Below are 23,857 nucleotides of genomic sequence, written 5' to 3' on the forward strand. Positions count from 1 at the left end.
GTGAATAATTATGGTCACCTGATCAGAACCAAACGCACGTTTTACCTGACTGAAGATTGGTTGATAACGGCCTGATCCACATATCTCTGATGGTCGTCGCACATGGAACTACCTTGTCTTCATTGATACTTTTTAGTGGGTTTTGTTAACCTTAAACGAAAATCATGGATCCGCGGTTTAGAAATGTCAGAATTCTTATCTTCGACGAATATCTCCCGCGTTGATACCCAGGCAGATGGCAGCACACAACTTTCGCATGTGGTCGGCCCGGTTCTGACAGATCTCTGGAGACTGGAACGCTGCGTTGGAGATGTTCTTCAAAACGCAGCACAAAAATTCCCGTCACAAGAGATCGTCTATATCGACGACCATGGCGAGGAAATGTCATCAAGCTATTTTGAACTTCTTGCCACGGCAGAAACCATTGCCGCCGGGCTGCATAAGGCAGGATTTCGCGTCGGCGACAAACTTATCGTGCAAACGGCCAGATCAAGCACGACCATTCCATTGCTTTGGGCATGTTTGTTAAGCGGTGTTGTTGCTGTTCCGACCCCTGCGCTGACGGTACTTGACGAAGGTGCAGCGCCCGTTCGCAAATTACGTGCGGTTTGGGAAATGTTGAACGGCCCTGCAATTGCAACCGACGCGGACATTGCTGACAAACTTGCCGGTTTTGGAAGTGAACATGGCTGGGACGGCCTAAGGGTTATTTCGTTCGACACACTAAATGATGCAACGGCCAAACAGCATGCGCCAGCCCTTCCAAAGCTATCGCCAGATACACTTGCGATGTTGCCGCTGACTTCTGGCAGCACGGGCCGGCCAAAGGCGGTCGAACTGACGCACAGAAACATTCTGGCAATGTCAGCTGGCACCAATCAGGCCAATGGATTCACGGTAGAGGATGTCGCGCTGAACTGGATGCCACTTGATCATCCGGGCGCCCTGGTATTTCTCGGTGTCGTACCGATGGATGTCGGGGCAGCGCAAATTCATGTCCCGACCGGATATGTCCTTGGCGATCCGTTGCGCTGGCTTGACTTGATTGATCGCTACCGTGCCAGCATTTCCTGGGCACCGAACTTTGCCTTTGCCCTGATCAATACCCGCCTTGGCGAAGGCAAAAAACAATATGATCTTTCCTGCATGCGTTTTTTGGTCAGTGCTGGCGAACAGGTAACAGCAACAACGGTTCAACTGTTCCTTGAAAAAATGCAACGCAACGGCCTGCCAAAAGATGCGCTAAGACCTGCCTTTGGCATGGCGGAAACATGTTCAGGTATTACCTGGTCGCCCGGCCTTACTAAAAAAATCCTTGCTGAGGACCCGACATATGTCTCGCTTGGTCCTGTGATTCCCGGTGCCGAAATGCGAATCACGGATGAAGAAAACAACGTCCTGCCCGTCGGCGAAACAGGAGCCCTGCAACTACGTGGCCCATCCGTTCTGGCGGGATATTACGAAAACCCGACCGTCAACGCCGATGTCATGCGCGGTAACGGCTGGTTTGCAACGGGTGACCTGGCGTTCTTTAAAAATAAAGAATTGTACATTACCGGGCGCAGCTCGGAAGTGATCATGATCAATGGTCTGAATGTTGCGGCCAACGAGCTTGAAGCTGTCTCCGAAGATGTCGAAGGTGTGGCCGTTTCCTTCTCTGCTGCCCTGTCCGTTCGAAATGAAACCACTGCGACCGAAGACGTCGTTCTTGTCTTTAGCCCGCAAAGCGGCGACCCCAGCGACAAAGAAACGCTGACATCTCTGGCTGACCAGATCCGAAGCTATATGGCGCGCCAGACCGGCATTCGCCTGGCGAAGCTTGTCGCCCTGCCCACAAGTGAAATCCCCAAGACGTCGATTGGCAAAATTCAACGATCCGCGCTGAAAAAACGTTTTCTGAATGGCGATTTTGACCACGCCATTCTGGCCGAAAAACCCCGCAAGCGCCGTCGACCTGCACCAACGGACGACACCCCGGCACACACTCAAGACCAGATCGCCGAGCTTGAAGAGAAAATCACAGCTCTGTGGTCCGAGGCCCTTGATATTGACGACATCGACCCGGGAGAAAGCTTCTTTGAGCTTGGCGGCAATTCAATCCTTCTGATGCGTTTGCAGGCACTGTTGCGCCCGATTGCCCCAACCATCGAACTGGTCGACCTGTTCCAATACCCGACCATCAGATCACAGGCACTTTTCGTTGCCCGGCGCGACAGCGATGATGGCGACAACAATCAAACGCTATCAAGCAAAAAGGTCCGCCAAAATACCGCCCGTGACGTGGACACAGACATCGCTATTATTGGCATGTCATGCCGTTTTCCAGGTGCGGACAATATCGCAGAATTCTGGGAAAATCTGCGCCAGGGCAAAGAAACCATTTCGCGTTTTTCGGTCGATGAACTGGTCGAAGCAGGCTTTGATCGCGAACAGGTTTCCCATCCGGATTATGTCCGCGCCAGCCCAACCTTGCGGGACCCGGCAGGCTTTGATGCCGGGTTCTTTGGCTATAGCGCACGCGAAGCCGAACTTCTCGATCCGCAGCAACGCCTGCTGCTTCACTGTGCGTGGGAAACCTTTGAAGACGCAGCCTATAACCCCCTTACCCTGAAGGGGCGCGTTGGTGCGTTTGTCGGGGCAAGCATGAACACCTATTTCGTCAATAACGTCCTGCCAAATCGCAACAGACTGGACAGCCGCGATCCAATGGACGTGTTTACACTGGATTCCATGGGCGGCTTCCAGACGATGGTTGCCAATGACAAGGACTATGTCTCGACCCGGGTATCCTACAAACTTGATCTTCGCGGGCCGAGCCTCAATGTCCAGACAGCGTGCTCGACCGGTCTGGTCGTTATTCACCTTGGCGCAAAAAGTCTGATGAATGGCGAATGTGAAATGGCGCTGGCGGCGACATCGTCGGTACAGGCACCACAGGCCGCCGGACATTTATGGCAAGAGGGCATGATTGTCTCCCCCGATGGTCATTGCCGCGCATTCGACGCTGATGCCGGCGGCACCATTTTCGGAAGCGGTGTCGGGGTGGTACTGCTCAAACCGCTTCGCAAGGCGGTGGAAGATGGCGACAACATCTATGCGGTGATCCGTGGGAGTGCGCTTAACAACGATGGCGGACAAAAAGTCGGCTATATGGCACCCAGCGGGATCGGCGAAACCGATGTTGCCCGTGCAGCGCTTGCGGCCGCCGATATCGATCCGGAAACGGTTGGCTTCCTTGAAGCACATGGCACAGGCACACGTGTTGGCGACCCGATTGAAGCCCGAAGCCTTGCCAAGGCATATCGCGGAAACGGCAAGGCAAAACAATGGTGTGCGCTTGGTTCGGTGAAAACCAACCTCGGTCATTTGCAAATCAGTTCCGGCATTGCCGGGTTCATGAAGGCCGCACTCGCCCTGCATCACCAGGAAATTCCGCCAACCCTTCACTTCAACAATGCAAATCCTGATTGCGAATTTGAAAACAGTCCGTTCCACGTCAACACCCAAACGATTAGCTGGCCGGAAAATGCCGGTCACCCGCGCCGGGCGGGCGTCAATTCGCTTGGTATTGGTGGCACAAACGCCCATATCGTTCTTGAAGAAGCTCCTGCCCCCACCACGCAGAAATACGCAGAAACGCCAGACCGTTCCTGGCACATTCTTGTTCTTGCGGCACGCGATGAAAAAGCTCTTGACCGGTTGCAGGCCCGATATCTTAATTTTGTAGCAGCCCATCGGGAAGTAGATCCGGCCGATCTGGCATATAGTGCAAATGCCGGACGCAAGGCATTCGAGCAACGGCGCTTCTTTGTTTATGACACGCTGACAACCCTTCGCGACAAGCTGGCTGAACCTGCCATCCGTACAGATGGTAAATCAACGTTTCTGGCACTTTCGCACATGCCAATCACGAACGCCCCTGGCAAGGACCTTCTCAAAAGCGCGCCCGTTTTCACCCATCTTCTTGAAGACTATGACGAGGTAATCATTGATTCTGGCCGCGACAGTGTCCTTACGTGGTTGCGCGATAGGATCGCCAAGCCCGATGACCTGAGTTTTGATTTACTTGCCGGTGTAACCATACAGCTTGCGCTGGCCGGAACGATGCGGTCCTGGGGGCTGCCGATGCGCGCCTTTACCGGTGATCCCGACATGCTGGCCGTCCTTGCAGGCAAACAGGATTTTGCCGTGCTTGTTAAAAAGCTGCTGTCTGATGCATCGGGCAAGCCGTCGGTTTCCATTCCGTCAAACGATGAGGCCAGATACATCCCGCTGATCGTCGAGACCGAAACCGGAACCGGTGATCTGTGGCCCCGGATGCTCATGCTCCTTGGCCAGATGGTCGTTGCGGGCTATGCGATTGAGTGGGAAAAGTTTGATGCCCCCTTTGCACGCCATCGTTTGTCGCTACCGACCTACCCGTTTGACACCAAACGCTATTGGCTTGAACCACCAAAGCGTCGCGCCCAAACAGCGCAACCTGCCAGGCCCCCCCGGAATACCGGAACACTCCATCCATTGGTGAATAGCACCTTCACCACGCCAGCCTCAACCGAGCGGTTTTATATCGCGGACTATCATCCCGACCGGCTTTCATTGCTGGGGGATCACCTGATCAACGGTGTGATCGTTGTTTCCGGTGCCTGCCATATGTCGATGCTGCTTGGCACGGTTGGGGACTTGCCCGGAACCGAAATCTCGGATGTGAGGTTTGAACGCCCGCTCATCGTGCCAGACAACGGCATTGAGGCGCACCTTGTGATCCACGCCGCCAACCAGGATGGGGTTGCAAGCTTCGCACTTGCCTGTACGCATTCAAACGGTGACGCACAAAGCCATATTCAAGGCAAGATCGGCCGTCTATCCGAAGGCGTCGCTGCGGCATCAAACATCGAAAACTGTCCCGACGCCGTAAATTCCGATGACTATGATCGCATTCTCGCTGCCAAAAAGATCACGCTTGGCCCAAGCTATCGTTGGGCATCAAACATTCGCTGCGGGGGCACCCAAGCGACATGCACCTTAAAGCTTCCAGACGGCCTTAACCCATCCGAAGCCAAGGCATATGTTTTCCATCCCGGTCTTTTGGATGGCTGCTTTGGGCTGATGATTGCCGCAACCGCCGACAAAGTCAGTACATCGGGAACATTTGTGCCTGCCGGTTTTGATCGGATGGTTATCCATCACGTACCGCAACCCGATGCCTCATTGACCGCCACCGGGCAGTTTGAAACCGCAAGCGATGGCAAAAGTGCCAAGGGTACAATCCATCTGATCGCCGCAGACGGCACCCCTATTCTGACAATCGAAGGCCTGGTCGGGCGTGCCGTTGATCTGGCTGCGATTACGGCCCCCATCAAAGCAGCAGCATCCTTAACCGGGTTGTATCGGATTGACTGGCAAGAGACCAAAGCACCGTCGGAAACAATCAAGACAGCTGCTGTTCTCATCCTTACTTCTGACAATCACCAGAAGTTTGCCAAGGACTTTAAAGCCGAATTGACCAAGGCTGGCTATGATACGCAACTGATCGCCCCGACTGCAGATAAAAACGATATCGAAGCCGCAATCAACAATGCGCTGGCAACAGACGCCAACGGGATTGTCGAAATCCTTGATTGCCGCAGTAATCTGCCAGAGGTTCTTGATGGACTTCAGGCGCTAATCGCGCTGGAAAGCGATTGCGCCGGCAAGGTTCGGATATCACTTCTTCAGGATGCCGCATTGCCAGAGTCCGCTGGCATGACCGGCCTTGCCAAGGTGTTTGGCCTGGAGCATCCGGCAATCGCCTGTAGAACCATTCATCTTGATCTGACGTTGCCAACCAGCACCAATGCCGCCCAACTTGTTACCGTCATCCGCGAACCGCTTGACGGCGACGGCGAGATTGACTTCACGACAGGAACGCGCCGCTGCCCGCAGCTTGTGCGTCTGGATGCCAAAACCGACACAGACCTGCGCTGCAAAGCCGACGGCACCTATGTTCTCAGCGGCGCGTCTGGCGCCCTTGGCAGCACGTTGCTTGGCTGGCTGATGGATTCAGGTGCCGGAACAATTGTGGCGCTTAGCCGATCTGGCAAACTTGACCCGGATATCGCACAGCAGGCCAAGGACAAAAAAATCAATCTTGTCAATATTGCCGCAGACATCACCAAACCGATCACCCTGCCCGGTGGCTTGCCCCCCATACGCGGCGTCATTCACCTTGCCGGTATTCTTGATGACGCAACACTGCTTAAGGCGAAAAAGGCACAATTTGCCAATGTCATTGCGCCAAAACTCGATGGTGCGCGAAACCTTTCTACCCTGACGAAAGACGCTAATCTCGATTTCTTTGTAATGTTTTCATCAGCCGCATCCGTGATTGGCAATCGTGGTCAGGCCGCCTATGCCGCAGCAAATGCCATGCTTGATGCGTATGCAGCACAGCTTAGAACTACGGGTGTTGCCGCCACTTCAATCAGCTGGGGACCCTGGGCTGGTGATGGCATGGCAAACCGATCCGCCCGGACAAGTGCAACCTTCGAGCGCCTCGGAATCCATTCACTTTCCGCCGATCAGGCCATCTCCCTTCTCAATGCAGCAATGGCATCAGACACCGCACATGTCAGCGCGATTGACTGCGATTGGGCAACATTTGTCAGCCGTACAAAGGAACAGGGGGGGCGGATCGACGAACCGTTCTTTGCGCATGTCTTGCCGGAAAAGAAAGCCCGCACAGAACCACAAAATGCGCCTGCGGCAACATCTGCACCCCTGATCGACCTGCTCAAACAAGCCGATCCCTCGGAGCGGAAATCGATCCTGCATAACTTTGTTCATGCTCGTGTGGTCGACGCCCTTAGCTTTGCCGGTATCGCAACGATTGAACCTGATCAGGCTCTGATGGATCAGGGGCTGGATTCACTGGGGTCAGTCGGGCTGCGCAATGATCTGAACGACGCATTGGCCAAGACGTTCCCGGTAGGGTTGTTCTTTGAGTATCCCACGCTTAACCAGCTGGTTGCTTATCTGCACAGCGTGATACAGGACGAATTGGGCGACAATGGCGAAGCCGCAGGAACAGATAATTACAGTGCCGCTGACAGTTACGACGAGGACATATACAGTGCGCTTGATGATATGGATATTACTGCTTTGAACGAGCTTGTGAAACAGGAGCTTGACGGCTGAATGTCCAGGACCGACAAGACTCAGAACGCCGACACCCAATCGACATTGGATGACACCCGCGAGACCCTAAAACGGCTTTATATCTCGCTGAAAAATGAACAACGCCTGCGTGCCGATCTTGAAAGCAGGCAGAGCGAGCCGATTGCCATTATCGGCATGGGCTGCCGCTTTCCTGCCGGGGCGAATGACCCGGCCGCGTTCTGGGATCTGCTTAAAACCGGCAAAGATGGCATCTCGCAGGTTCCGCCGGACCGTTGGGATGCGCAGTCGCTGCTTGACAAGAAAAGCGGAGAAACCAGTGACGGCAAGATGGTAACCGCCGATGGCGGTTTTCTAAATGTGCCACTCACGCGGTTTGACCATCCGTTCTTCAAGCTATCCCCCAGGGAATCCAAGGCCCTTGATCCACAGCACAGGCTGCTTCTTGAAGTTACATGGGAAGCACTGGAAAATGCAGGGATCGTTCCCGCAACGCTAAAGGGGGGCCGTACCGGCGTTTTTGTCGGTCTATCGGGGGATGATTACAGCCTTGCTCATCGTCATTCGGGCGACCTGTCGGCGATTGATGCCTATTCCCTGACGGGCAGCACTGCCAGTACAGCCGCCGGACGCATTGCCTATTTCCTGGGTATCGAAGGCCCGGCTTTTGCGGTTGATACGGCCTGTTCGTCGGCATTGGTTGCCATCCATCTTGCCTGTCAAAGTCTACGCAATGGTGAAACCGACCTTAACGTCGTCGGCGGCGTTAACCTTATCCTTGCACCTGGCATTCACGTCTGTTTCTCCCGGCTTAATGCGATCTCTCCCGATGGACGCTGCCGAACCTTCGATGCCCGTGCCAATGGATATAGCCGTGCTGAAGGTTGCGGCATGGTGGTGCTCAAACGCCTTGGCGATGCCAAACGTGATGGCGACCGCATCCTTGCGACCATTCGGGCATCTGCTGTCAATCAGGACGGGGCAAGTAACGGGTTTACCGCACCGAATGGTGCCGCGCAAAAGCGACTGATCCGGGAAACGCTGGACAAGGCCGGACTAAGCCCTGCCGATATACAGTATGTTGAAACGCACGGTACCGGCACCCCGCTTGGTGACCCGATAGAGGTCAGCGCCATTGTCGAAACATTGGGCAAGGATCGCGCATCGTCCGATCCCGTTATAATTGGTGCCGTCAAAAGCAATATCGGCCACCTCGAAGCCGCTGCCGGGATGGCCGGACTGATCAAGGTCATCATGGCCCTGCGGCACCGAACAATTCCGGCCAACCTTCATTTCGACATACCAAACCCGCACATCCCTTGGGACGAAGTTCCGGTAACCGTCGCAAAGCAGGCCCAAAGCTGGCCCGAAGCATCCGGCCCGACTGCAACACGCCATGCGGCACTTAGTGCATTCGGGTTTAGCGGTACCAATGCCCATCTGATCATCGGCGAAGCACCGATGACTGAAACAAAAGCACCGCATTCTACGGCCCCCGGCGAGCCTGTTTTTCTGGCACTGTCCGCAAGAAGCACGGATGCGCTGATATGTCAGGCAGAGCGGATGGAAAAATTCCTGCGCGATACGAGGCCGGAAACCGGCTTGTATGATATCTGCGCAACAGCACTCAGCCACAGAACAGCATTTTCCGAGCGATTGGCCATCATTGGCAACAGTATCTCTGAGCTGGCAGATATCCTTGCGATATGGCGGAGCGCAGCATCTCCGAAAGCAGGAAAAGTCCTAGGGGATCTGGCACATATATCGGACGAAGTCCATAAGACCGCCGAGGACTGGACATCGCGCAAATCGGTTGATGCCACCAGGATTTACCCGAATGGCAGCTATCAGCTTATCGATCTTCCGACCTATGCCTTTGAACCTTTGCCCTGTTATCTTGGTGAAACAGAATATCCGATCATCCCGAAACGCAAGAAAACCAGCGTTGCGCCCGCCCTCCGTCATCAGACAGATCAGCCTCACCCGTTATTGCAGCGCCGGTTCCATAGCCTGCTTCTTGATCAAATGGTTTGGGAAAGCGAGCTTGGTCTTGACACTCTGCCACTTCTGGCCGACCACAAGGTTCTGGGGCATCCGGTAATGGCGGCGGCTGGCTATCTGTCGATGGTGATCGGCACCGCACCGGATATCATCGGCGATCAGGCCTTTGCGCTTGAAGCCATCAGGTTCATTGCACCACTTGTTCTTCCTGACAACGGCACCGTCACGGTACAATTATTGATCGGAAAGGCCGATGAAACCGGCAAGCGCCCGGTCGAGATCGCCAGCATTTCCAAAATGCAGGCAAATCTGCATTTTGTCGCAACACTGGTGCCGGATGTTTCGGAAGAACCAACATCGATTTTAAGTCCTGCTCCAAACGACCTGAAAGCACTCTCACCAGAGAATGTCTATGCACAGCAAGGTCGAAACCTTGAACTGGGAACCAATTTCCGTCTCGCCACGGGTTTTGCCAGAAATGAACATTTTGCCCGTGCCGAGTTTGGCGCGCACCTGCCCGCGCCTTGGCAAAGCGCCCTGCATCCCGGACTTGTCGATGCCGGGTTGCAACTTTTACCCTTGCTGATGACGGTTAATGACGCCGCCGCCTTCGTCCCGGTTTCGATCGAAAGGCTGTATGTCGCGTCAGGTAGCCCAAACATAAAACAATCCGTGGCGGCACTGGACCAGAATGGAAACGGACAGGTCGAATTCCTTGGTGCCAGGGGTAACATTATTCTTCACCTGTCTGGTGTTGAAGGCCGAAATATCGGACATACCGCCCTTGCCGATGCCATTACCATGGCAAGTTCAACCAGCTTGACCGCCTATGCTTTGGCGTGGCTCCCGGTCAACGAAGCCCCCTCTCTTTTGGACGGTGCAAACACCAACTGGACCTTTATCCCATCCAGCAAAAATCTGGACGCGAGAACCGTTGATAGTGAAAACATCGTCTGGCTGAGCGGCAGAAATCCCAATGAAACGTGCCTTGCCGAACTTGTTTCTCTGATCCAGACGCAGATCACGAAAAACGGCACCTCGCGTTTGTGGATAGCCACCGTTAATGCCCAAAAGGTACGGGAAAGCGATCACGTCGATCCTGTCACGTCTTCTTTGTGGGGAATCGGGCGAACGCTTGCCAAAGAACTGCCAAACCGCTTTGGAGGCTTGATCGACCTTGAGGCAGAAATTGACGAAAGCAAGCTGACAGCTCTGCTGCGCGGTATAAATGCAACGGCAACCGATACCGAATTTGCTCTGCGTGACGGAATCCTTTACCAAGCCAGACTAACCACCGCCAGACAAGAAACGGGCCAAACGGTTGTTCGCGAGGATGCCACTTATCTTGTGACTGGTGGCACCGGTGCATTGGGCAGACAGCTTGTCGCCTGGCTGGTTGACGCGGGTGCGCAATATATCGATATCGTTTCCCGAACCGCGCCATCCGATGACGCGCGCAAAGTGTTCAGCGCTATCGATGCCGACATCGCATTCCACGAAGCTGACATTGCCGACCTGAACGCCATGACGGGTGTCTTTACATATATCAAAAACACCCGCCCCCCCCTTGCAGGTGTTTTCCATCTTGCTGGCGGTACTGCTGCCGGAATGCTGAGCGATATCAAGCCCGGTGATATCGCGGCATTGACAGCGGCCAAAATCGGCGGGGCCAAGGTTCTCGATCAGTTAACCCGCACAATCGGGCTTGATCATTTCGTACTGTTTTCATCTGCCGCCGGGGTTCTCGGTGCAGGCGGGCAAGCGCTTTATGCTGCCGCCAATGCATTCCTTGATGGACTCGCCGCGAAACGCAAAGACGATGGCCTGCCGGCCCTATCGCTGGCATGGGGCCCCTGGGATGGCGACGGGATGGCAAGTTCGGCTGCCGCGCGGACACAAATCGCGCAGGCCAGCCTGGGATTAATTGCCCCCAAGGCAGCCTTGGCTTTCCTTGCCCGCACGCTTGGCACGCAACAATCGGGTTTGCTTGTACTTAATGGTAAATTCGCACCGGCAGGCGCGACCGGCACAACCAAAGCGAATGTAACATCCGTCGCAAAACTGCCTGCTGATCAACGCGGCCATGCCCTGATGAATATTCTTCTGGCTGAAGCCGCGTCCGCACTTGGCTTTGCCGCGCCAGCGGATATTCCCAAAGACCGCGACCTGTTTGAGCTTGGTCTTGATTCCCTGATGGCCTTGCGCATTCGCAATGCTGCCGAAGTGGCCCTTGAGACCGCCTTGCCAACCACTTTGCTGTTTGAACATCCAACCATTTCGAAGTTGCATGATGTGCTGATGACGCCTGGCTTATCCCCGAGTGTCACCGCACCGCAAGAAACCGACACCAGCACCAGCACCATCGCAGACCCCGAACGCCTGTCGGCAGGACAAAAGGGGCTTTGGCTTCTGCACCGGGTGGCACCTGAAAGTGTCGCCTTCCATACCTGTTTCACGGCACGGTCGCACAGCAAGCTTGATGTCCACGCCCTGAGCGAGGCATTCAAAAACGCTATTCGACGTCACGCACTGCTTGGCAACGTCATCACATGGGATGGAACAGAGCCGGTAAATCAGTACCGTGGCCCGGACGCATTTGACCTTAAAGTCATTCCGGCGTCTAACATGGATACCCCAACCCTGAAGGCCGAGGTTATATCAGCCTATAAGGCGCCGTTCCGGCTGGACCGCGAACTGCCCCTTCGGGTAACGGTCTGGCAACATGGCCCCGATGACTGGACACTGCTGATCGTGATCCATCACATCAGCATGGATGTCTGGTCGTTTGAGCTTCTGCTTCAGGAAGCAGGCACAGACTACGCACAGCTTGTCGCAGGAGCCTCCCCACAGGTAAGCCCCCCAAAAGTCACCTTTGCAGATCACGTTGCTTACACCGAGAAGCATCTTTCCGGAAACGACGGCGATGCGTTACGTGATTTCTGGCGCGACACCCTGAACGGTGCACCAGAAGCAGAAGCACCGCCCTTTGCGGACGGCCACACCAGAAATACCCGCTTCGAAGGGCAAACTCACCATTTCGCACTTGATGCCAGGCTGGCGCAAAAAATCGAAGCATTTGGCAAGTCAAAGGGTGCAACCCTGTTTGCGACCCTGATGAGCAGTTGGGCTGCCCTTGTACATCGCCTGACCGGGCGAAATGACATCGTGCTTGGCACGCCTGCACTGGGCCGCAGTCAGGGCAATCTTGACAACACACTGGGCTTCTTTGTCAATGTCTTGCCCTTACGCGTGAACCTGGCTGAGGCCGCAAATTGGGACAGCCTGATAGATCAGACACGCCGCAACCTTGTCGCGGCGATGGCGCATCAGAATCTGCCGTTCCGCGATATTGCGGCACTCGTACCAGATGCCACGACCGGCAATGAACTTTCCCCGCTGTTCCAGACCCTGTTTCACTTGCGCGTGATCGAAGATCCAGCGCTTGCCGGGTTCTTTGTACCAGGCCGCAAAGGGCACATGACACTTGGCCCAATCAACCTTGAACCGTTCTATATCGATCAGCAGGAAGGGCAATACCCGCTGGTGGTCGAGTGGTTCAAACTGGGCAATGACCTGCACTGTGCGCTAAAATACAACACGGCCTGTCTGGACGAAGAACGCATTTCCCATCTTGCCGAATGCTATCAGGCCTTCCTTGGACAGCTTGTCGATCATGCGCGTGATCCAATCGCCAGCCTTAGTCCGTTTCCGGCGGGCACACCTGATACCAACGAAAAGGACAACCTTCTTCCTGCCCGCGAATGCATCCATCAGCGCATATTAAGCATGATGGCGGAAGGGCCAAACGAGACGGCAATTATCGCAAACGACAAAACACTCTCGCGCAAGCAACTTGATATGCGGGCCAATGCGCTTGCCAAATCGCTGATTGATGCGGGCGTTGCCAAGGGGGGGCATGTCGGAATTTTCATGGACAGGTCGGCAGATATGGTCATTGCCGCACTCGCCTCTTTGAAAGCAGGAACAGTCTTCATTCCCCTCCCCCCGGATCTGCCCGATGGCCGTCTGGATTTCATTATCAGGGATGCTGACATCACCCATGTGATGACCACTCCCGAAAATCGCAAGATGATAGAGCAACACAAATGCGCAACGCTCTGCCTTGATCCCGAAAACATTGAGGAGACCGAAACCGGGCCCTTGATCAAAACCACACCCGATGATCCAGCCTATATCCTATACACGTCCGGGACGACCGGGCGGCCCAAGGGCGTTATCTTGCCACATCGGGCAATGAGTTCCTACGTCGATGCGATGCAGATATACGTGCCGCTTGATCAGAAACAGGATGCGGTTCTATTTCAAACGCCGGTTTCATTCGACCCGGCAATTGCCCAAATTTTCGTCCCGTTAATCACGGGAACAAAACTGGTCATCACAGGGCCTGACGATCACCACGATCCCGCTGCCATTGCACGGTATGTAAAGGACCACAACGTCACCCTGATATATTCTGTACCATCGCAAATCGCAGCCTGGCTTGATCATCCCGATTTTGCGAACGGCAGCAGCCTGAAATATCTGTTCACAGGTGGCGAGGTGCTGCCTGCAAGCCTGATTAAGCGCACGCACGAACGTCTACCCAATGCACAACTGTTTAATGTCTATGGCCCGACAGAGGCCACCGTAAACGTGACCTGCTGGCCAACACCGGCAACATCAACCCCGAATGATGATGTGCGCATCGGCTACCCGCTTGCCAATACCGATATCACCATTCGGGATGATCAAGGCCGTGTTGTTCCCCCGGGCATGACAGGCGAGATCACCATTGGCGGCGACTGCCTTGCGCTTGGGTATCTCAACCGCCCGGAAGAAGACGACAAATCCTTTATCGAAAATCCCGACAAGTCAGGTGCAAAGCTTTATCGAACCGGCGATCTGGGCCGCTTCATCCGCGATTTATCGGGCAAACTTGTTCTAAGCTTCGTCGGGCGCAAGGACCGGCAGGTAAAAATTCGCGGCAACCGCATTGAACTTGACGAGGTTGAAGCTGTTCTGTGCGATTATGCCGAAGTCAAAAGCGCCATAGCCCGTGTTCTGACCACCCCGTCGGGCGAAAAAATGGTCGCGGCCGCCCTTGTAGCTGATGATGCGGCAAAACAAATCGACATCAGTGCACTGCGTGCACATGCATCAACATTCCTGGCCAGTGCGGCTGTTCCACGACAGTTCCTTTGCCTTTCATCCCTGCCGCTCACCAGCCATGGGAAGCTGGATGGCAAAGCCCTTGATGAGAAGCTTTCCGCCCTGATCACCGACCAGCATGATTCAAGCACGTCACGCTCATCTGGCGTCAAAGCCGGGGAAACCTTTGACGCAAGGTTGCGTGACATCTGGCGCGAACTTCTTTGCATCCGTGAAATCCCGACCGATCAACATTTCTTTGATCTTGGCGGCTCGTCCCTGATGCTGACGCAGCTTCAACGCAAAATCGAAGAATATCGTCTGGGTAAGGTCGAGATCGTCGATCTTTTCCGAAACCCGACAATCAAAAGTCAGGCAAGCTTGCTGCGCACGACGACCGCACGCACCGAACCGGCACGGGCAAAAGCATCACCGTCTATGCCTGCCGCGGCCCGGTCAACCGCCAGCATACAGGATATCGCTATTATTGGTATGAACCTGCGAACACCGGGCGCAGAGAACCTGTTTCAGTTCTGGGAAATGGTCCTTGCAGGTAAAAGCGGCATCATCCGCTTTGACAAGGATGACTTACGCAGCGCTGGCGTGCCAAATGCCCTGATTGATAATGCCAATTATGTGCCAGTGAACGGGGTACTCGGAAATATCGAGTTGTTTGATGCCCGCTTCTTTGGCTATAGCCCGCGCGAGGCAGAACTTCTTGACCCCCAACACCGCCTGTTCCTTGAAAGCGCATGGCACACCCTTGAACATGCAGGATATGGTCGCCGTTCGCCCAAGGATCGGGTTGGGGTTTTTGCCGGATCAGAGATCAGTAACTATCTTCTGTTCAATCTTGCCGGGTTAATCGATCCGTCGCAAATGAATGGCGGCTATGAGCTATCCCTTGCCAATGACAAGGACTTCCTTGCGACACGCGTTTCCTATGCGCTTGATCTGCGCGGACCGGCAATGACGGTGCAAACGGCCTGCTCTACGTCGCTCACCGCTGTTGTTCAGGCCTGCGAGGCCCTGCGCAACGGACAGTGCGAAATGGCGTTGGCCGGCGGTGTATCCATTCAATTGCCGCAGTTGCAAGGCTATCTCTATCAGGAAGGAATGGTCGCCTCCAAAGACGGAGCCTGTCATCCGTTTGATGCCAATGCCAGCGGTACGGTTAATGGCAATGGCGTTGGTGCGGTGCTTTTGAAACCACTTGATCGCGCAATGGCCGATGGCGATACCATTCACGGCGTATTGCGCGGCTGGGGCATCAACAATGATGGCCACCACAAGCTTGGTTACACAGCTCCCAGCGAAGTTGCCCAGGCCGCCGCCATTTCCCAAGCCTGGCAGAATGCCGGAATAGCCCCCGATAACATCGGCTATATCGAGACACATGGCACTGGCACGCCGCTTGGCGATCCAATCGAAATCGCGGCCCTCGCACGGGCATGGCGCGAAAACGGCGGAACGATCCCTGGTACCGGTGATGCCAAATGTGCACTTGGCGCTGTAAAAGCCAATATAGGACATCTTGGCGCGGCGGCAGGCGTAACCGGACTGATCAAGGCCACACTTTCCGTGCGCGAAGCTGAAATTCCGCCACTTGCAGGGTTCAGTTTGGCAAACCCGAAAATTCCGTTCGCCGACCTGCCCTTTGCCGTGCCGGAAACCTCAATGAAATGGCCCGACAAATCCGGCCCCCGCACGGCAGCAGTCAGTTCATTTGGTATCGGCGGTACCAATGTGCATATTGTTGTTGCTGAACCCCCTGCAATAAAACCATCACCCGCGTCCGATCAAAAATCCCTGCCACTAAACACCATTTTCCCGGTTTCCGCCGGCAGCCGCCAGGGACTTGAAACGGCCCTTTCAGAACTTGGCGATTGGGTTGAGTCGCATGGCGACGCATCCCTTGCCGATCTGGCCTATACGCTGCAATGCGGGCGTGACGGGCATCGCTGGCGATCTGTCATCAAGGCATCCGATCAAGCCGAACTTCAAACTGGCCTGGCCAACGCGATTACCAAAAATGCCCTGAACCAGTGCCATGCGAAACCCGATATCGTTGCATTGTTCCCCGGTCAGGGCGCGCAATATCCTGACATGATGCTGGATCTATATCAGACGGTTTCAACCTTCCGGGCCGATATTGATCGCGGGCTTTCTAATCTGGCTAAATACAGTGTCTCATCGCTGGTGCATTGGAAATCGATGCTGTTCCCGTCACTTGAAGGTCCGGTCGAGACCAAAGTAACTGGAGAGGCATCTGCATTCCTTGCTCGAACGGAAAACACCCAACCGGCCTTGTTCATCATCGAATATGCCGTTGCACGTCTTTATGAACGCATGGGGGTTATACCAGGTGCGATGCTCGGCCACAGCGTTGGCGAATATGTCGCCGCCACTTTGGCCGGTGTTTTCTCATTCGAAGATGGCGTGAAGCTGATCGCTGCCCGTGGTCGCCTGATGCAAGGCCTGCCCGAAGGCGATATGCTTGCTGTCGCCACCTCGATCGAGAAAATCGAACCTTACGTGACCCCGGATGTTGATATCGCCGGGGATAACGGCCCGCGCCAATGTGTATTGTCCGGCCCTGCAAATGCGATTGCCGCGATAAAGACAAAGCTTGAAGCAGAAAACCTGTCCTGCCAGATCCTGCCGACATCGCACGCTTTCCATTCATCAATGATGGACCCGATCCTTGATACCTATCGCGACATCCTTTCAACCATCACGTTAAAAGGTCCGCAGCGCCCGATGATTTCGTGCCTGACCGGCGATTGGCTCAGCGACGCACAGGCAACTGATCCGAACTATTGGGTCGCCCAGCTTCGTGGTGCTGTCTGCTTTGGCAAGGGACTTACGACGATTATGGAAAAGGCCCCCGGCCTTGTTCTGGAAATGGGACCGGGGGGCGCGCTATCAAGCCGGGCGCGACAAATCCCGGCCGCGACAGCGGCAAAAATTCTGGCATCGGACCCCGCCCCACGCACCGGACCGGACAAGACCCTGCCGGAAAGTTCAAACTTCCCGTCGGTTGTCGCCGATATCTGGCGGGCCGGAATTAGCGTAAACTGGGAGCCGATCGCCAGCAGCACTGCACGCCGCCGATTGGAAATTCCGCTTTATCCGTTTGATCGGCAGCGCTACTGGATCGAGGGTAACGCAGCATCAAAACAGACGCGTCCTCACAAACCACAACAGGCGTCATCAGGGCCAAATTACTTCGCCCCGCAGTGGCGCTCAGTGCCGCTCGGCGCTGGTCATGCCAAAAGCGGATCGCAAGATGACCTTGTTGTTATTGCCAAGGGCGCGGTCGCCGATCAGCTCGGTGCAAAGGGTTTGGCGACCCGAACCGTTGCCGACGATAGCAACGCAGAAGACATCACAAACGCCCTGCGCGCGTCCGAGGCGAAACGAAAAACGCTTGTCCTAACCACGCCTTCCTTCGAACGGGTTTTGCAAACCGCCAGGACACTGGACGAACTTGGTGATGAGGTGACCCTCGTCATTCTAAGCCATCATGCTGTTAATGCCGATGACGGGGAAATTGCACCGGACGCCGCCATGTTGTCACCGCTTGTTCTGGGCCTGCCAAGGGAAGTTCCCAATATTCGCTGTCGCCTGATTGACTTTGACAATCCAGCACTTCTGCCGCTGCACCGCGAGCTTGATAATGACGAACCCATCGTTGTCTGGCGCAAGGGCCGTCGACGCGTACAGAAATTTGAGCCGATCACACTGGACCCGAACAGCCAATCGGTTCTTCGCACCGGTGGTGTCATCGTGATTACCGGTGGCTTGGGCGGCATCGGCCTGACATTGGCCCGTCACGTCATGTCAAACCATGGCAGTTCCGTCTTCCTGATTGGCCGCACCGCCGCCAACGAGATTAATCCTGACCAAAAGACCATGCTGGCGGAACTGGGAGCGCGCGCCGCATACTTTGCCGCCGATGTTACCGACCTTGCCGCCATGCGTACCGCGATTAACGCCTGTACGACCCGGTTTGGCAAACCAACTGCGGTCATTCATGCTGCTGGTGCGGTGAAGCAAGGCCCGATCCTTGGCAAAAGCAATGAAAACATCGCAGCCTTGATCGCGCCCAAACGCGACGGAGCACTGGTGCTTGATCAGTTGTTTCGCGACCATGATCTTGACGGGATGTACTTCTTCTCGTCATCCAGTGCGGTTCTTGGCAATAGTGGAATCCTTGACTATGCCGCGGCCAACGCCTTCCTTGATGGCCTGGCCCACAAACGAACGGCCCAGGGGTACCCAACGATCTCTATCGGTTGGGATGGCTGGAAAAACATCGGCATGTCGGCGCAGCCGCAGCAAGGGCGGGATGAACGATTGCACGACACCGCACTTGATGCGGATGACGGGATTGGCGCATTTGAGCGCATCTCGGGATGTATTGGCCTGCCCCATATTCTGGTTGCCTGTGGCGATCTGGTCGCGATGCGCAACCGCATTGATCAGCAGCTTAGCGCGCACCTGGATCATCCGAACGAAAACACATCATCAGCACGACGAGCAACGCCCCATCAACGTCCGGACCTTGCGGTAGATTATATTGCCCCTTCCACCCCGCAAGAAGTCGCAACCCTTAAAATCTGGGAAGAGATTCTGGGGGTAAATGGCATTGGCGTTGCCGACAACTTCTTCGATCTGGGTGGGGATTCCCTGATCGGTAGCCGACTGATCGCGCGTATGAAAGCCGAACTGACGGCAGACCTGACCCCCGTCCAGCTTTATGAAACATCGACCATCCAGGCAATGGCTGCGACCCTTTCCGCCGGGTCCCGAACCGGCAATCAAACGCAGTCCCCCCGACAAGACGACGATCTGGATATTGAAGTGCGTAGCAGCCGACGCCGCCGCCGCGCCCGACGAAGCGAGACACCGCAGCCATGACAATCTACCGTTTTGATGAATCCTATGATGACGCGGTTGCCGTAATCGGCATGTCCCTGCGCGCAGCCGGCGCACAAACCGCCGATGATCTGTGGCAGATCATCAATGATGGAACCTGCACGATTTCGACCTTTACCAAGGAAGAGCAAAAAACATCAAACGTATCGCCTGCCACCATGGCAAATCCGGACTATGTGCCCAAGGCCGGGATTATTGACGATATCGAGATGTTTGATGCAGGTTTTTTTGGCTTCACACCACGCGAAGCCGACTGCCTGCCACCGCAAAACAGGTTGCTGTTTGAATGCGCCTGGGAAGCCATGGAAAATGGTGGGCAGAACCCGCGCGAAGGACGCGGTCGCACCGGCCTGTTCGTCGGACAAAGCACAGACACCTACTGGCCGACCTTTGTTGCACCAAATATCGATGATACCGACGCCGGATTATCGTTTTATTCCAACCCGGATTTCCTTGCGACGGGTGTTGCCTACAAGCTCAACCTGCGTGGACCTGCCATGACGGTGCAGTCATTTTGCTCGACATCTTTGCTGGCGGTTCACATTGCGCGCCAGTCATTGCTTGAAGGCGAATGCGACATGGCTCTGGCAGGAGGAACATCTGTGCGCACGCCCCAGCATCAGGGATATACTTATGTCCCCGAAAGCGTATTTTCCCCCGATGGCGTTGTCCGCGCCTTTGACGCCAGGGCCAATGGCACGTTGTTTAGCAACGGTGTCGGGGTTGTGTTGCTCAAACGTCTTCGCGACGCAATCGAAGACGGTGATCCAATCCTTTCAATCATTCGCGGATCAGCCGCAAACAATGATGGCAGCAGCAAAGCTGGATACAACGCGCCCAGCATTGACGGGCAGGCCCGTGCCGTTGCCCGCGCCATCGCAGAATCCGAAGTTTCCGCCGACAGCATTGGCTATGTCGAATGCCACGGCACCGGAACACTGGTCGGTGATCCGATTGAAATTGCCGCCCTTGGCAAGGCCTATCGACGGTTCACTCATCGTAACGGGTATTGCGCGGTTGGATCGCTGAAACCCAATATGGGACATCTTGACCGCGCATCGGGTGTCTTCGGCCTGATTAAAGCCACCCTTGCCCTGCAACACGGCAAAATCCCCAAACTCATCAATTACAACACACCAAACCCGCGTATTGATTTCGCATCCTCCCCATTCTATGTCGCCGAAAACGCATCTGATTGGCCGGAGTCAAACGAACCGCGACGGGCGGGTGTAAACTCGCTTGGCTATGGCGGCACCAATGTGCATGTCATCCTTGAAGAGGCACCGGGGATTCCCGAAAGGTCTGCAGTTTCCACACATCAGCTTCTGATACTGTCCGCCAGAACAGCCTCCTCATTAAAGGCGTCGGCCACCACCCTTGCCGATCACTTAACCAAAAATCCTGATATCCGCCTTGACGATGTCGCCCATACCCTTCAGGTCGGTCGTCACGGTTTCAACCACCGCCTTGCAATCATTGCCAACGACATTGATGATGCCATCACCAGGCTGAACGCCGCATCGGATTTCCAGGAGACCTGCTTGCGCGATCCGGTGGTGTTTGACCAAGAAGGCTTCTTTACATCGGAACTGACAAAACTCGGTCTTCATGCCGCCGATCAATGCCCGGGGGCAGACCTGCCCTGCATTATCATCGATAAAACAACCGATTCAGCCCCCCATCATACTTATATTGACCCCACCAGCGCGTCTGGGGAAAATAAACTGCTTTGGCTAACGGGTCAGTTGTGGTTGCGCGGTGTCAATTGTGACTGGTCTGCCCTGCCGGGAACCACCGATGCCAGGCGCATTGCCCTGCCCACCGTTCGGTTTGAACGCAGCCACCACTGGCTAGATGCCAAACCGGGCAGCACGGCTGAGCAAATTGTACTAACGGACAATGTCCGACAAACACACGAGGTGCCAGAAGCGAAAAGCGCCAACGGTTGCCCGCGGATTACTGCCGTTCCTGGCTGGCAACCGGTCACCGCATCTGTTACCCGTTCGACCCCGTCATGCCGGATTATCGTTCTCGATGAAAAGGGCGTTGGTGCGGCGCTCGCTGAACCTTTTGAAAAATCTGGCGAAACCGTGCTGCTTGTTCAGCACGCCCCCGGTGGAAAAGTCGCCAACCTTGCCGACGGACTTTATTGCGCAGATCTGACCGACGACATTCAAATCCAGGCACTTCTGACGCGCCTGAAAATTTGGGGACCAAGTGCAATTTTGTGCTGCCTTCCGCTTAATGACAGTCCAAATACCCCCCCGCAAGAAGGACTTAAAACAGCCTTCCTTGATCCGATCAGCTGGGTGCGCGCTGTTGAAGCTGTCTGGCCGAACCGCGCGTTTGATCTCGATTTTCTGACAACCGGCATGGCGCAGGTTTCCGGTGGAGAGCCGATCATTCCGATCCGTGCCACACTGGGCGCGGTGGTTCTGACCGCCAAACAGGAATACCCCAACATCACCTTGCGCTGCCTTGACCTTGACGCCAGGGCGATGACACCGACGGCAACATACAGGCTGGCAGACGACGTGAGAAAGGCCCCCGAAGGCCTTCTCGCCAAACGCGGCAACCGACTTTGGCGCCCCGAAACAAGACCCGTCGCGCTTTTGGAACCGGTGCTGGAAAACAAGCTGGTTTCCGGTGGTGTTTATGTCGTGATCGGCGGTCTTGGCGGCGTTGGCTGGACCATTGCAAAATACCTTGCCCGCCAAGTGAATGCGAAACTGGTGATCATCGGCCGATCAATACCTGCTCTGGATGATACGAAGCCAAACCGCGCTGCCGAACGTTTACGCAGCTTGCAGGAACTCAGCCCGGAAGTCCTGCCCATTACGGCGGACATATCCGACCAGGATCGATTGGCAATGGCAATTGCCGAGGCTCGTGCACATTTCGGCCACATCCATGGCGTTATCCATGCGACACATGACCGCAACGAACAGCTGATCCGCGACCTGGAACCAACATCAGAACAGACCGGCATGGCCGCCAAGGTTTTTGCCGTACCCGAACTGATATCTTTGCTTAGGAGCGATCCGCCTGATTTCCTTGTCCTCTGTTCCAGCCTTGCCGCCCAGAAACCAGGCCGGGGACAAGTGGTTCACGCGGCCAACTGCGCCGTTCTGGATGCCATTGCCCAGACAGAGGACGCGCCGTTCCCGATAATGTCAGTCAACTGGTGTTCCTGGCGCGATATTGGTGTCGCCCATGACATATGGATCACGCCCGTTCAGGAAACCGGGCTGAACCACCCGATACTTGAAAAGCAGCAGCATATGGCTAACGGGTCCGTGCGCTATGTTGGAACCCTTGATGCATCACGCCACTGGGTTGTCCGCGAGCATATCCTGAACGGCCTGCCCACATTGCCCGGCACTGCCGTCATTGACCTTTTGCTTACCGCACATCGCGAGTTGGTCGGGGAGGCCGACAGCATACAGGGCATTTCGATCGAACCTCTGGTATTCCTGTCCGCGCTGCAACTTGATCAGGGTGCCACCAAGCAATTTGTCATTTCACTGATGGATAGCGGTGACGGGGTTCTGGCACGCATTGAAGGCGTAAACGCAGACGGGTCATTCACACTATGCGCACGTGGTGTGATTAAAACAGCAGCGATCCCGGAAATGTCCATCCGTTCTGTTGATCTCACACCTGACACCGAAACCCCCCTGCCCACCTTGCCATCGACCAACTTCCTGAAATTGGGTGACCGCTGGAACTGCCTGACCTTGCTGAAAAATGATGATGGCAAGAAACGCGCGATGGCGCGTCTTGGAAAGAGCTATCAGGGCGATATGCAAGATGTCACCATCCATCCGGCATTGCTTGATATGGTCGCCAGCATTCATGCCTTTTCAGAACCCAAAATCCCGGTGGGATATGGCGCATTCCGCCAGTATGCACCATTTGGCGACTGCATTGTCTCGGTCTGTGAAAGCCTGCAGCAAGATGCCGACAACGTGCTGCGCCTGAATCTGCAATTGCTTGATGAGGAAGGTGCCCTTGTCGGGGTGATCACGGACCTGACCCTTGCACCTGTTGAACAGGCCAGCCAGGCAGTTGATGACCTGCTGGCAGCTCTTGGAACGGAGGACGACTATCAGGTTGCCAATCCGTTTCTCGCTGACAGCATCTCACCTGAGGAAGGGATAGAGGTGTTCCGTCATTTGCCGCTGGGCATCGTGCCGCAGATTCTTGTCGGTCAGTCGTTCAAGCCTGATTTCGGCAGTGCCACGATGCCCCGTGCTGTATCCTTAAACACGCCCGACACAGCCAAAACCCTGCCATCCGACCCGGTGGCCTTCCTTGCCCAGCTTTGGCAGCGCATCCTTGGTGCCAACGCGCCTGACAATGACACCAGCTTTTTCGATCAAGGCGGAAATTCACTTGCCGCGACCCGGTTGCTATCGCGCATCCGGCATGCTTTCGGGGTGACGGTCGCGATGAAGGATTTCTTTACAACACCAACGATCAACGGCCTGCTTGACCTGGTCACCGGCAGCCGGAAACCAGATGGCTCTACAGAATTCCCAGCACCGGCTGCAGACGCAGAAACCACCGAAACAGATAGCGAAGATTGGGAAAGCGATGTTCTGTAACCCGCTGT

The 23,857-nt window shown here is 55.3% G+C and carries 3 protein-coding genes; all 3 read left to right on the forward strand.

Annotation, left to right across the window (positions count from 1 at the left end):
* The first annotated feature begins 183 nt into the window (after window positions 1–183).
* The 3 genes from AAC086_RS05610 to AAC086_RS05620 are packed head-to-tail and all read left to right on the forward strand — an operon-like array spanning window position 184 to window position 23,849.
* Window positions 184–7,173: a beta-ketoacyl synthase N-terminal-like domain-containing protein gene (locus AAC086_RS05610; protein WP_339776353.1), complete on the forward strand. Its 6,990-nt coding sequence runs from the start codon at window positions 184–186 to the stop codon at window positions 7,171–7,173.
* Window positions 7,174–19,224: an amino acid adenylation domain-containing protein gene (locus tag AAC086_RS05615; RefSeq protein WP_339776355.1), complete on the forward strand. Its 12,051-nt coding sequence runs from the start codon at window positions 7,174–7,176 to the stop codon at window positions 19,222–19,224.
* On the forward strand, window positions 19,221–23,849 hold the full coding sequence (locus AAC086_RS05620) for an SDR family NAD(P)-dependent oxidoreductase (RefSeq protein WP_339776356.1): 4,629 nt from the start codon (window positions 19,221–19,223) through the stop codon (window positions 23,847–23,849). The genes AAC086_RS05615 and AAC086_RS05620 overlap by 4 nt, the downstream gene beginning before the upstream one ends.
* Window positions 23,850–23,857: the final 8 nt, after the last annotated feature.

The sequence above is a fragment of the uncultured Thalassospira sp. genome (genome assembly GCF_963976115.1).
Taxonomy (GTDB): Bacteria; Pseudomonadota; Alphaproteobacteria; order Rhodospirillales; family Thalassospiraceae; genus Thalassospira.